The sequence below is a fragment of the Arthrobacter sp. NPDC055138 genome (genome assembly GCF_053607305.1).
On the sequence record NZ_JBSGTH010000007.1, the window covers coordinates 160,171 to 172,798 of the forward strand.

General features: G+C 67.2%; 12 protein-coding genes. 8 read left to right on the plus strand and 4 right to left on the minus strand.

Features of this window, described 5'->3' with window-relative positions; genetic code table 11:
• The first annotated feature begins 1 nt into the window (after window position 1).
• The 5 genes from tsaE (at window position 2) to tsaD (ending at window position 3,521) form a co-directional block, all read left to right on the plus strand.
• Window positions 2–613, plus strand: coding sequence for a tRNA (adenosine(37)-N6)-threonylcarbamoyltransferase complex ATPase subunit type 1 TsaE (tsaE, locus tag ACWF5H_RS17120; RefSeq protein ID WP_452038319.1), 612 nt, complete (start codon window positions 2–4; stop codon window positions 611–613).
• 135 nt (window positions 614–748) lie between these two features.
• A complete protein-coding gene (locus tag ACWF5H_RS17125) occupies window positions 749–1,168 on the plus strand; it encodes a VOC family protein (protein ID WP_364644494.1) in 420 nt (139 codons plus the stop codon).
• Between the two features lie 78 nt (window positions 1,169–1,246).
• Entirely contained in the window at window positions 1,247–1,915 is a 669-nt protein-coding gene (tsaB, locus tag ACWF5H_RS17130) for a tRNA (adenosine(37)-N6)-threonylcarbamoyltransferase complex dimerization subunit type 1 TsaB (protein ID WP_452038322.1), read from the plus strand.
• 35 nt (window positions 1,916–1,950) lie between these two features.
• Entirely contained in the window at window positions 1,951–2,457 is a 507-nt protein-coding gene (gene rimI / locus ACWF5H_RS17135) for a ribosomal protein S18-alanine N-acetyltransferase (RefSeq protein WP_452038416.1), read from the plus strand.
• Window positions 2,454–3,521: a tRNA (adenosine(37)-N6)-threonylcarbamoyltransferase complex transferase subunit TsaD gene (tsaD, locus tag ACWF5H_RS17140; protein WP_452038324.1), complete on the plus strand. Its 1,068-nt coding sequence runs from the start codon at window positions 2,454–2,456 to the stop codon at window positions 3,519–3,521. Before rimI ends, tsaD begins: the two co-directional genes overlap by 4 nt.
• A gap of 44 nt (window positions 3,522–3,565) precedes the next feature.
• Here the strand turns inward: tsaD and ACWF5H_RS17145 are convergent, their stop codons facing one another.
• Entirely contained in the window at window positions 3,566–5,152 is a 1,587-nt protein-coding gene (locus ACWF5H_RS17145) for a chitinase (protein ID WP_452038326.1), read from the minus strand.
• 246 nt (window positions 5,153–5,398) lie between these two features.
• Between ACWF5H_RS17145 and ACWF5H_RS17150 the strand changes: the two genes are divergently transcribed.
• Window positions 5,399–7,699, plus strand: coding sequence for a glycosyltransferase family 2 protein (locus ACWF5H_RS17150; RefSeq protein WP_452038328.1), 2,301 nt, complete (start codon window positions 5,399–5,401; stop codon window positions 7,697–7,699).
• Window positions 7,700–7,709: 10 nt separating this feature from the next.
• Here the strand turns inward: ACWF5H_RS17150 and ACWF5H_RS17155 are convergent, their stop codons facing one another.
• Window positions 7,710–8,858, minus strand: coding sequence for a glutamate--cysteine ligase (locus ACWF5H_RS17155; protein ID WP_452038330.1), 1,149 nt, complete (start codon window positions 8,856–8,858; stop codon window positions 7,710–7,712).
• An 89-nt stretch (window positions 8,859–8,947) separates the two neighbouring features.
• The gene (locus ACWF5H_RS17160) at window positions 8,948–10,210 is read right to left on the minus strand and encodes a THUMP-like domain-containing protein (protein WP_452038332.1); all 1,263 of its coding nucleotides are present in this window, start codon (window positions 10,208–10,210) and stop codon (window positions 8,948–8,950) included.
• A gap of 144 nt (window positions 10,211–10,354) precedes the next feature.
• On the opposite strand from ACWF5H_RS17160, the gene ACWF5H_RS17165 reads away from it, so the two are divergent.
• Window positions 10,355–10,534 carry a hypothetical protein gene (locus ACWF5H_RS17165; RefSeq protein WP_364644514.1) on the plus strand — a complete coding sequence of 60 codons (180 nt, stop codon included), beginning with the start codon at window positions 10,355–10,357 and terminating at the stop codon, window positions 10,532–10,534.
• A gap of 82 nt (window positions 10,535–10,616) precedes the next feature.
• Window positions 10,617–11,216 carry a maleylpyruvate isomerase family mycothiol-dependent enzyme gene (locus ACWF5H_RS17170; RefSeq protein WP_452038334.1) on the plus strand — a complete coding sequence of 200 codons (600 nt, stop codon included), beginning with the start codon at window positions 10,617–10,619 and terminating at the stop codon, window positions 11,214–11,216.
• A 10-nt stretch (window positions 11,217–11,226) separates the two neighbouring features.
• Here ACWF5H_RS17170 and ACWF5H_RS17175 read toward each other — a convergent pair whose 3' ends face one another.
• Window positions 11,227–12,576, minus strand: a complete 1,350-nt coding sequence (locus ACWF5H_RS17175) for an MFS transporter (protein WP_452038336.1) — start codon at window positions 12,574–12,576, stop codon at window positions 11,227–11,229.
• Window positions 12,577–12,628: the final 52 nt, after the last annotated feature.

The following is a 12,628-nucleotide window of genomic DNA, read 5'->3' on the forward strand; positions in this document are numbered from 1 at the left end:
CATGACCGGCGAAGCGGGCCAGCCGGGCGCGGCAGGCGTGGCCCCCGAGCAACACGCCACGCCGGTGTGGGAACGCGAGTTCCATGTGGGCACCGCGGCGGAGACGCAGGAGCTTGCAGCCCGGCTGGGCAGGGTACTCCGGGCCGGCGACCTCGTGGTGCTCAGCGGCGAGCTGGGCGCGGGGAAGACCACCTTTACCCAGGGCCTAGGGGAGGGACTCGGCGTCCGGCCGGGCATCATTTCGCCCACCTTCGTCCTGGTACGCAGCCATCCGAGCATGAACGGCGGCCCGGACCTGGTCCACGTGGACGCCTACCGGCTGGAGTCCGAGGGCGAGATCGACGACATCGACCTGGAGAACACCATGGACGAGGCCGTCACGGTGGTGGAGTGGGGCCGCGGCCGGGTGGAGCATCTCTCCGACAGCTGGCTGGACATTTCGCTGGTCCGGCCCAGCGGGGCCGACTTGGTGAACCGCCCGGCCGAAGGCGCCGCGGGCACGCAGGCGAGCACCGACGTCGTACTGGATTTTGAAGAGCCCGACGACGGCGAGCCCCGGCTGATCCGGATGGCGGCCTACGGGCCGCGCTGGGCAGCGTACATCTTCGCCTGACGCCGCAGCCTGGAGCCGCAGGGCGTTCCGGACGATTTAGCGCAGCGGGAGGCGCCGCAGGTGCATGCGCTCTTCACTGCCCCCGGGCACAGGTCCATAATCGAGGGCGAGAGCAGACCCGCGAGGAGGCCAACCATGGAGACAGCGCTGACCCCGTACCTGGGATTCCGCGACCAGGCCAAAGAGGCCATGACCTTTTATCAGTCGGTGTTCGGCGGCGAACTGACGCTGAATACCTTCGGCGACTTCCACGCCAGCGACGACCCGGCGGAGATCGACAAGATCATGCACGCGCAGTTGGCCACCGAGCGCGGCCTGGTGCTGATGGCCGCGGACACGCCCAACAACATGGACTACACCCCCGGTTCCAGTCACTCGCTCTCGCTCAGCGGAGACAACGAGGCCGAACTGCGCGGCTACTGGGACAAGCTGATCGACGGCGCCGATGTCACCGAACCGCTGCAGCAGGCTCCCTGGGGCGACACCTTCGGCATGTGCACCGACAAGTTCGGCGTCCAGTGGATGGTGAATATTGCCGGCCAGCCGCCGTCGTGACCGCTCGGCCCGCCCGCAGACCTGCGGGCGCCGGGGCCGATGGGATGGACGGCGGTAGACCTCAAGTAAAATTGATGCGTGCTGATCCTCTCCGTTGATACCTCCGCCATCGCCAGCGCCGCGCTGCTGACCGGACAAGGAGAGACCCTGGCCGCCTTCGCCACCGAGGACACCCGCAGCCACGCCGAAGTGCTGGCCCCCGGAATCGGCAAGATCATGACGACGGCGGACGTCGCCGGCGCAGACATCGACGCCTTGGTGGTGGGCGTGGGCCCGGGGCCGTTCACGGGCCTGCGCTCCGGCATTGCCACCGCTCGGTCGCTGGCCTTCGCCTGGGGCAAACCGCTGCACGGCGTGATGAGCCTGGATGCCATCGCCGTGGATGCCGCGCTGGACGCGTGGCGCGCCGGCGTAGACGAATTCGTGGTGGCGACCGACGCCCGGCGCAAGGAAGTGTACTGGGCGCGCTACCGCAGCACCGGCGGCACACATGAACTGCTGGACGGCCCGCACGTCGCCGCACCGTCCGAGGTCCCGGACCTGCCGGTTTACGGGATGGGCGCAGGGTTGTACCCGGAGCAGCTGCGCGGCGTCACCGAGTACAGCGGCACCCAGCCGACGGCCGAAGCGCTGGGCCGCACCGCCGTCGTCAAGCTGGAAAAGGGGCTGGACCTGCTGGACACCGCGCCGCTGTACCTGCGCGAATCCGACGCGAAGGTCCCCGGACCGCGGAAGCGCGCACTGTGACCGCCGCCGCGCAGCCCGCGGGCCGGATCAGGGCGATGACCGAGGCCGATATTCCGGCGGTGGACGCCCTGGAGCAGAAACTTTTTCCGGCCGATGCCTGGCCCACCGAAATGTTCTATGAGGAACTGGCGCAGGACACCCGAAGCTACTACGTGGCCGTCGATGCGCTCGGCGGAGTCATCGGCTATGCCGGCCTGATGTGTGTGCGGCCGATCGCCGATGTGCAGACCATTGCCGTGGTGCCCGAGCGCGAGGGGCAGGGGATCGGCAGCAGGCTGCTGACCCTGCTGATCGAGCAGGCCGCAGAACAGCGGGTGGAGGACGTGCTGCTGGAAGTGCGCGCGGACAATCCGCGGGCGCAGCGGCTCTACCGCTGGTTCGGCTTTGAACAGATCCACGTGCGGCCGCGCTACTACCGCGGCGGAACCGACGCGCTGATCATGCGGCTGCATCTCAAGGACTGGGCCGGCATGCCCGGCCGGGACGCCGCAGCGGCGGGCACCGCAGACGAGCAACCGAAAACGACGGAGGAGAGCCGATGAACCGCACCCAGCCGCTGGTGGTGGGGATCGAATCCTCCTGCGATGAAACCGGCGTTGGCGTCGTCCGCGGCGACACCCTGCTGGCGAACACCGTTTCCTCCTCGATGGACGAGCACGTTCGCTTCGGCGGGGTAATCCCGGAGATCGCCTCGCGCGCCCATTTGGACGCGTTCATCCCCACACTGGAGCAGGCGCTGGAGACCGCCGGCGTCACGTTGGACGAGGTGGACGCACTAGCAGTGACGTCGGGGCCCGGTCTGGCCGGCGCGCTGATGGTGGGCGTCTGTGCAGCCAAGGCGCTCTCGCTGGCCACCGGTAAGCCGCTGTACGCGATCAACCATCTGGTGGCCCACGTGGGTGTCGGCGTGCTGGACGGGGGAGTGCTGCCGGAGAATCTGGGCGCGCTGCTGGTGTCCGGCGGCCACACGGAGATCCTGCGCGTGCGCTCCCTGACCGACGACGTGGAACTGCTCGGCTCCACCATCGATGACGCGGCCGGCGAAGCGTACGACAAGGTGGCCCGCATCCTCGGGTTGGGTTATCCCGGTGGTCCGGCTATCGACAAGCTGGCCCGCGAGGGCGATCCGAAGCGGATCCGCTTCCCGCGCGGGCTGAGCCAGCCCAAGTACATGGGGTCGGCGGAGGCGCCCGGGCCGCACCGCTACGACTGGTCCTTCTCCGGCCTGAAGACGGCCGTGGCCCGTTGCGTGGAGCAGTTCGAAGCCGCGGGCGAGCCCCTGCCGGTGGCCGACATCGCGGCGTCCTTCCAGGAGGCGGTGGCGGACGTGATCATCGCCAAGGCCATGCTGGCCTGTACCGAGCACGGCATCAGCAACCTGCTGCTGGGCGGCGGAGTGGCGGCGAACTCGAGGCTGCGCGCGCTGACGGAAGAGCGCTGCGCTGCACACGGTATCTCGCTGCGGGTGCCGCCGGTCTCGCTGTGCACCGACAACGGAGCCATGGTCGCCGCGCTTGGCGCCCAGGTGGTGATGGCCGGCGGCCAGCCGTCCGGCATCGAGTTCGCGCCGGATTCCTCCATGCCGGTCACCAGCGTGCACCTGTAACGGGCCCTGCCCGACCCGGGCAAGGTCCCGTTACAGGGCAGCCGCTACTTCTGGAGGTCGGAGAGCAGCTTGGCCACTTCTTCGTTGGTCAGGACCAGCCACGGCGTGCTGTCCGATCCTTGCAGGGCGGCCTCGGGGCTGTCGCCCTGGGTCCACCACTTCGCCTCGAACACGCGGCCTTCGAGTTGGACGCGGTCGCTCTTGAGGTAGATGGTGTCAATCTTCCACTCCGGGAACGTTCCAGCCGGGGCCGTGACCACAGGCTGCGGAGTCTCGCCCGGAAGGACCGGCCCGATCAATGTCCACGGGGTCACTTCTGCCGTCGCGGTGGGATCGTCGGGGATATCGCCGCGCGTCCACCACTTGGCCTTGTAAACATTGCGGTGCCAGACAATGCGCTCGTCTGCCACGTACGCAGCCTCGCTGTTCCAGATCGGGTAGGGGCTGGTCGCCGGGTCGTCCACGATCTCGGGAGCGGACGCGGCGGGCGTGCCTTCCGGCGCAGCGGCGGAGGCAGTGGGATCCGGTTCACTGACGGCCCGGGGCAGGCCGCCCAGGTTCTGGCCCAGCACGGCAGCGTAGCTGCTCTCCTGCTGCTCCACGCCGCTGCAGTTGTCGGAAACCTTGGTCACGTCCCCATAGTTGGCACTGCAGGTGGCGTCGCGGTTCAGGGACCACATGGACATCCGGCCGATACCGACCTCCGAGGCGAAGGCGTTCAGGCCGGTGGCATCATCCAGGCTGAAGATCTCGCCCGGCACATCGTTTTGGCCGATCATCGGGGTCAGGCCAATCTTGCTCCAGACCGTCCGTTCGCCCGATTCCAGTCCGGCCTCACGGTAGGCTGCCTGGAGTTGGACGTGTGCCGACCGCGCCGCCTGGATGGAGGCATCGAGCATGCTTTGGTCCGGCTGCCGGCTCTGGCCGTAGTCCATGGTCATCAAGTTGACCCCGGCCAGCGGCACCTTGGCGGCGAGCATTTGCTCAACCGTGCGGATGCCCTCATCGGTCAGGCCATGCGGGGCAACCGGCAGCGTCAGCCAAATATCCAGGTCCTTGCCGGCTGCATCCCGCTCTGCGGCCAGTTGGGCCATGACCGTGGCGCGGCGTTCGCCGGCCGCGGTATCTGCGAGGTTGTCGCCTTCGATGTCCAGATCAACCATGTCCACGTTGTAGCGATCCAGCACCTGGCTGTACGCCCGCTTCAGTGCGGCCGGGTCGGTGCAGCTGGTGGCGAGTTCCTTGTTCAGCAGGCCACCAAAGGAAATGCCGATGTGTCCGCCGGTATCCGCCAACCGGGCAACCCTCCGGTCCAGGTCCATGGTGGCTTGGGCTTCGTCGAATCCGTAGAAGCCTCCCCAGGACGGTGTGCAGGACGCTTCGGGGTCGGCCACAATGAAGGAGAGGATGACGCTGCGCTCGGCATCGCTGGAAGGATTCTCAAAGCTGTAGAACGGCGTAGCTGTGGCGTCCACGTAGCCGGCAAACCAGGAGGCTTTGCCCGCGGCGGCGCGGGCATCGGTGAACTGGCCCCAGCCGACCCCCGCCGCTGCCACGATGGCGGCGGTTGCGGTGATCAGCACACCGAGCCGCAGCCAGGACAGGCGGCGGCCCGGAAATCTCTTCGACATTGTTCTCCCCAACTACTGATTCCGCACTCTGGAATCCATGTCAGTACGGTAACAGGTAGTCACTACGGGGCGACACGCCAGAAATAGTGTTGTTAATCACGTTTAAACGTTGTAAAGTTGCGCGCCGCGGGCCTCTAGACTATGGAACACCGGTGTTCGTTCCGCCGGTCAAGGATCCACCAGGGCAGAGCACCACCGCTCTGCCCTGTTTCGTCCTGTTTGTTGGGGGTTTTCATGCTAGACACCATGCCCATCGCTCACCCGGAGCCGATCGCTCCGGTCGCGGACCCCGCGCCGCGGCGCCGCCAGTGGGGTGCCGAAAAGCGGTCGGAGCCGATGTCCATCGTGCACCCGAAGCCGACCGGGCGGAAGATCGTGCTGGGACGGCTGGGCATTATCACCACAGTCACGGCCTGGATCGTCTACGTGGTCACCACCATCCTGCGCCAGTTCGCCAACAACCCGGGTGCGGGCTTCAGGTTTCAACTGGAGGCTGCCTCCTACCTGACGGTGGTTACGTTCCTGACGTTTTCCGCCTTGATGTACCTGCTGGCACGGCAAGGTGCCTTGTACCGGTTCCGCGACCACCAGCGCGTCCCGCGCGGCGAGTTGGACCGCCACTTTGCCCGCTACGACGACGGGGTGACCGTCCTGGTGCCGTCGTACGCCGAAGAGCCGGAGATCGTCCGTGCCACTCTCTGGTCCGCGGCGCTGCAGGAATTCCCCGACCTGCGCGTGGTGCTGCTGCTGGACGACCCGCCCTTCCCCACCGATCCCGCCGTCATCCAACGGCTGGAGCGCACTCGTGCCCTGCAGACCGAGATCAGCGACAGGCTGCGGGAGCCGGCCGGACGTGCCCGCGCCGCCCTGGCCGCGTTCCGCAATGGCGACCACGCGCCGTCGTCCGATCTGAAGCGACTGATCAGCGAATACCAGGCGGCTGCCGTCTGGCTGGAGGAGTTCGCCGAGGCGGAGCGCATCGAGGACCACGTGGACGAGTTCTTCGTGGACCTGGTGGTCATGGGGCTAGCGCGTGAACTCCGGCTGGTGCTGCTGGCGCTGGAGGCTGCGGCCGCCCAATCGGCGGAGCTGGCCCCCGAACGGATCGAGGAGCTGCACCTGCGCCTGGTGCGGACGTTCAGCGTGAAAACCGAGACGTTCGAGCGAAAGCGCTACGCGAACCTCTCGCACGAGGCCAACAAGGCGATGAACCTGAACTCGTACATCTCCTTGATGGGCCAGCGCTGGACGGTGGAGGACGCCGCCGGCGACACCGTCCTGAGGCAGGTGCCGGAGGGCGAGGATGCGGACCTCGACATCCCGGACACCCGCTATCTGCTGACGTTGGACGCCGACTCCCAGTTGCTGCGCGATTACTGCCTGCGGCTGGTTTACTTCCTCGAGTCCCCGGGCAATGAACGTGTTGCGGTCACCCAGACGCCCTACTCCGCCTTCCGCGGGGCTCCCACGCGCATTGAGCGGGTAGCCGGCGCGACCACCGACATCCAGCACATCCTGCATCAGGGCATGACCTACTACGGGGCCACCTTCTGGGTGGGCGCCAATGCAGTGATCCGCAAGGAGGCGCTGGAAGACATCGTCGAGGTGGAGACGGTAGGCGGATTCGAGATCCGCACCTATATCCAGGACCGGACGGTCATCGAAGATACCGAGTCCAGCATCGACTTGGGCGCACACGGCTGGAAGCTGGCCAACTACCCGGAGCGGCTGAGCTACAGCGCCACCCCGCCCGACTTCGGCTCGCTGGTGGTGCAGCGGCGGCGGTGGGCCAACGGCGGCTTGCTGATCCTGCCCAAGCTGTGGTCGCAACTGGTTGAGCGGCGCCACCGGCACGAGCGGATCCTGGTCCGCGAAGTGTTCATGAAGGTGAACTACATGGCCTCGATCGCCTGGGCCAGTTTTGGCCTGGTCTTCCTGCTGGCCTACCCGTATGACAGCCGGCTGCTGAGCCCGGTGGTGTTCGTCGCGGCCTTGCCCTACTTCCTGGCCATGGGCAGCGACCTGCGCGACTGCGGCCACCGGTTCAGCGACATCTTCCGCATCTACGGATTCAACTTGGTGATGCTGCCGGTGAACCTGGCCGGCGTCTTCAAATCGATGCAGCAGGCGTTGACCGGCGAGAAGATTCCGTTCGTGCGTACGCCGAAGGTCAAGGACCGCACGGCGGCACCGGCCCTGTACGTGCTGATCCCGTACCTGATGGTGGCGTTCTCGTTGCTGACGCTCTATCGGGACGTCATGGCCGGCAACTGGGGCAATGCGGCCTTCGCCGCACTTAACGCCAGCCTGGCCACCTACGCGATCCACTCCTACATTGGGATCAAGAACTCGCTGGTGGACATCGCGCTGGGGACCATCAGTTGGCTCTACGTCGAGCCCAAGAAGTCGAAGCCTGTCGAACCGGTGGTGATTCCCAAGACTGCCGAGGAAATCGACTTCGGTTCCATCCTCTACCACGGTGACCGGCGGCTGAACCGCGACCTGCGCGGCAGCCACGACCGTCGGCGCCGGGCCAGCGGGCTGTGAGCATACCCGGTCAGTTGGACCCGCGAAGCTGACGAACCGCATCGAGCACGACGGCGCGCAGGTCGCCGTCGTGTTCGGCGGCCACCTGTCGCTGGCGCTGGTAGCCTGCACCGGCATCGATGATCTTCTCCACGTCTGCCAGTTCGTTGCTGCAGCCAAGCTTGCGGGCCACCGGTTCCAACCGGTTCAGCACGTGCTCGCGCAAATGTTCGGTGACCAGCATTTCCTTGCCGGCGGCGTTGAGGATGATGATGGCGTCCATGCCGTAGCGGGCGGCCCGCCATTTGTTCTCCTGCACGTGCCAAGGGGGCATCGTGGGGATGGCCCAGCCGTTGTCCAGTGCGGTGGAGAACTCGTCCACCAGGCACTGGGTGAGTGCGGCGATGGCACCGACATCCTGCAGCGTCGACAGGCCGTCGCAGACCCGCATTTCGATGGTTCCCAGCGCGGGAACCGGCCGGATGTCCCAGCGGATTTCGCTGATCGTGTCGATCACCCCGGTGGTGAACATGTCCTGCACATAGTCTTCGTACAGCGCCCAGCTGGGGAACTGGAACGGCAGGCCGGCGGTGGGCAGTTGCTGGAACATCAGCGCGCGCTGCGAGGCGTATCCGGTGTCCTCTCCGGCCCAGAACGGGGATGAGGCGGAGAGGGCCTGGAAGTGCGGGAAATAGTTGAGCAGTCCGTCCAGCACCGGCAGCGCCTTGTCCCGGTGGTCCAGGCCAACGTGCACGTGTACGCCGTAAATCACCATCTGCTGGCCCCACCATTGGGTGCGGTCGATCAGCTTGGCATAGCGCGCCTTGTCCGTCACCGGCTGCGACCGCGGGGCGGCAAACGGATGGCTGCCGGCGCAGAAAAGTTCCACGCCCATCGGGTCGGTCACGTCGCGGACCGCTGTCATCGCGCTGCTCAGGTCGGCCTTGGCCTCGCCGACGGTATTGCAGACGCCGGTGACGAGCTCAACCGTGTTCAGCAGCAGCTCCTGCTTCACATGCGGGTGCTCGTCGTCGTCTTTCAGCTCAGGATGGCCGGCGCGGACAGCATCCAGCACCCGTTCGGCCACGGAGACCAGCTCGCCGGTTTGTGCGTCCACTAAGGCCAACTCCCACTCGACCCCCAAAGAAGATTGGGCGGACTGGGCGAAATCGATGTTCAAACGCTGCTCCGTATCTGGCGGTACCGGCTGCCGCCGGAGATGCACGTCTCGCGCAGAACGGGCGGCGACACTGATTTGATTCTAGTGCGTCAGGGCCTGGCCGCGCGCTCACGGCTGCGGCCGCCGGCGGACGGAAGGGGCTCGACGACGATCGCCACCCGGTCCTCGCCCATCCGGGTCAGCACCAGCGTGGCCTTGTTTGGTCCCTTGCCGGAACCGGTCAACAGGGCTTTGCGCAACTCGTCCGGGGTGACCGAGGTGCCGCGCTTTTTGATCTCCAGTGTGCCGATGTGGTTGGCCTTCACCCACGCCTTGAGCTTCTTGACGTTGTAGGGCTTGACCTCCAGCACCTTATACGCGCGGGCAAACGGGGTTTCCTGCAGCTCCGGAGCGCAGATGTAGGCGATGTGCTCATCGAGCAGGTGTCCAGCCAGGCCGCGGGCAAGGTCGGCGACCAGCCCCGCGCGGATCACTGCGCCGTCGGGCTCGTAGAGGTAGCCCTCTGCCGGGCCGGTCTGTACGTCCTGGTGCGCCGGGTCGAAGCTGATGGCACTGGTCAGTTCGGCGGTGCCGCCGGCACCAACCACCAGGGCGGCACGCCGCACGCCCGGTCGGGCCAGCGTGTTGAACCACAGCGCAGCCTCGATGACGTCCCCGTTGACGGAAACCCATTGCACCTCGCAGTTCTCCGGCAGAGCATCGTGGGGGATTCCCGGACCCATCTTGACGCCCACCGGCAGGCCCCGGTCGGCAAGTTCTTCCACAAAGGACAGCGGGGGCGAGAACGCCTCCGGATCGAAGATCCGCGTGGTGCCCGAGGTCGTTGTGGTCCGCCGCGCCGGATCCAGCCACACGCCGTCGATCCCGGTCAGGTCCACGTCTTCGGCTTCGGCGTTGACCACCGTCGCCTCCGGCCAGGGCATCAGGTTGATGGTAGCCACCGCGGCGGTGGTCTCGTCACGTTCGACGGCGGTGACCCTGCGGTCCAGGGTGGCCAGAGCCATGGAGTCCGCGCCGATTCCGCAGCCGAGGTCCGCAACGTGTTCCACCCCGGCAGCCTGGAACCGCTGGGCGTGCAGTGCCGCGATGTTCAGTCGGGTGGCCTGTTCCAGCCCGGCCTGCGTGAAGAGCATCTTCTCCGCGAACGGGCCGAATTTCGCCTCGGCCTTGGCCCGCAGGCGCGATTGCGTCATCGCGGCGGCGACGAGTTCGGGGGAATGGCCGGCCTTGCGCAGTTCGGTTCCGGTGTGCAGGCTCTCGGCCTCGGAGTACGGGCCGAGCGAGTTCAGCAGTTCCCAGCCTTCCGGAGTCAGAATCGGGGCGATGCTCTCGGCGTGGGTCTCGGGTGCCATGGTTTCAAGCCTAGTGCAGCCGATTCGGGCCGGCGCACGGGCCCTGTTCGTCCCGGTGGCAGGCCATGGGTAGTTCTCCCCATGGCCGGCGGAGCGGGGCATCCGTAGGATCGAAGGAAGCTTACTGTGAAGGAGGCCCGGATTATGTCAACACCCTGTGACTGGAGCGACATCGATACGGATGCTTGCCAGGCGGAAATCGAAGCGGAATTGGGCGAGTTGATCGCGGCCAGCAACCGCGTCCACCGCGGATGGCAGGCCCTGTGGGAAGAGGTCGCCGTCCCCGCGCCGGCGTGGCGGAAGGACATGCGGCGCCTGGCCTGAGGCTCCCGTCGTTCGCGACCGGACCGAACCGGGGCGCGCCGAAACGCTGGTCGTGGACAGCCGCCGGCCTTAGCATGGGCGCATGATCGAATCGGCGGCAACTTTTCTGTCCGCGGGACGCTACTTCCGTGAAGTCCTGGCCAACGTGCCGTCTACCGCGTGGAACGCGCCCGGACTGGATGATTGGACCGTCAGGACCCTGGCCGGGCACACCAACCGCGCCCTGTCCACGGTGCTGACGTACTTGGGACGTCCGGCCGAAAAGGTGCAGGTTGAGTCTGCCGCAGACTACTACCTGGCCACCGGTCTGGCGAATGATCCACGGGTCACCGAGCGGGCCATAGCGGCAGGCCAGGAGTTGGGGGCGCATCCGGTGGACATGGTGGACCGGTTGCTGGCCCAGTTGGAGAACACGCTGCCGCTGGCAGAAGACCGGATCATCGAAACGGCCGCCGGCGGAATGCGCTTCCGCGACTACCTGCCGACCCGGATCTTCGAACTGGCCGTGCACACCCTTGACCTTTCCCGAGCGTGCGGGCTGGTGGCCGAACTGCCCAAGGACGTGGAACTGGAAGCCGGCCGGCTGGCTATTCAGATCGCCTCCGAACGCGGGGACGGCGCACTGGTCCTGCTGGCGCTGACCGGCCGGACCATCCTGCCGGGGGATTTTTCCGTGGTGTAGTCCTGCCCAGCTAGGGCCGGTTGCGGATGCCGACGGCGGAGACCACACCGCCGGCGAAGAGCAGCAGGGCAGCGGCCAGGGCGGCGCGGCGGAACCCTGCATAGTCCAGCATGCCGCCGGTGATGGTGCCGGCTGCGGCGATGGCCACCAGCCCGGCAATGCGGGCCACCGCGTTGTTCACCGCGGAGGCGATCCCGCTGCGTTCCGCCGCTACAGCGCCGAGCACCGCGGCGGTCAGCGGAGAGACGGTGACCGCCAGGCCGAGGCCCGCCAGCAGCACGCCCGGCAGGATTTGCTGCCAGAAGTCCAGCGGCTCGTGCGCGGACATCATGAGCAGGAACCCGGTCCCGGCCAGCAGTGGGCCCGCGGACATGAACAGGCGCGGCCCGTAGCGGCCCGAGAGCCGGCCAAACCAGGCGGCAAGGGCGAGTGAGAGAACGCTCATTGGCAAGGTCGCCAGACCGGCGGCGGCAGCGTTGAAGCCGGCGGCCTGTTGCAAAAAGACCGGCAGCGCGAACAGGCCCAGGGCCAGTCCGGCATAGACCCCCGCGGTGGCGATGTTACCGACGCCGAAGTTACGAATGCCGAATATCTGCAGCGGCATCATCGGGTAGCGCCTTCGGTGTTCCCACCACACAAACAGCCCCAGACTTATCAGCCCGGCTACCAGCGGGACCAGAACGCGTGGGTCTGCCCAGCCGAGCCGTTGCTGCTCGATCAGCGCGAACACCGATCCGGCGAGTCCGCCGGCGGCGAGGCACGCGCCCGGGACATCGATCGGTGCCCTCGGCTCGGGCCGGGGCGGATCTGCCAGCCGGGCCATCAGCCAGAAGGTGGCGGCGATGGGCAGTAGGTTCACGGCAAAGACCGCCCGCCAGCCCACCGAGTCCACCAGCAGGCCACCGAAAACCGGGCCGATGATGTAGGCCGTGCCGGTCCAGCCGGTCCAGACGCCGATCGCCCTGTGCTGCTCTCTGCCCGCGAAGGTCATGGTGATCAAGGCCAGCGAAGCGGGCACCAGCAGCGCCGCGCCGGCGCCCTGCACGATCCGTGCGGCCACGAGGCCGGCTGCCGTCGGCGCCGCCGCGCAAGCCACCGAAGCCACCCCAAAGACCATCAGCCCCAGCCGCAGGATCCGGATCCTGCCAAACACGTCGGACAGGGCACCTGCGACCAGGATCAGCGCGCCCAGGGACAGTAGATAGCCGCCCACCACCCATTGCTGGACGGCCAGGCCTCCGCCGAGGTCCCGGCCAATGGCCGGCAGCGCCACGTTGACGACGGAGGCGTCGAGGAAGGCAACAAAGGAGGCCAGAATAGCAATCAGGAGAATTCTGGTTTCCCCGGGAGTTCTCCACACAGTTGCAGGCCGAGGGTGTTCCGAGCGGGCCGGCGGGCCGGGCAGAGCCATG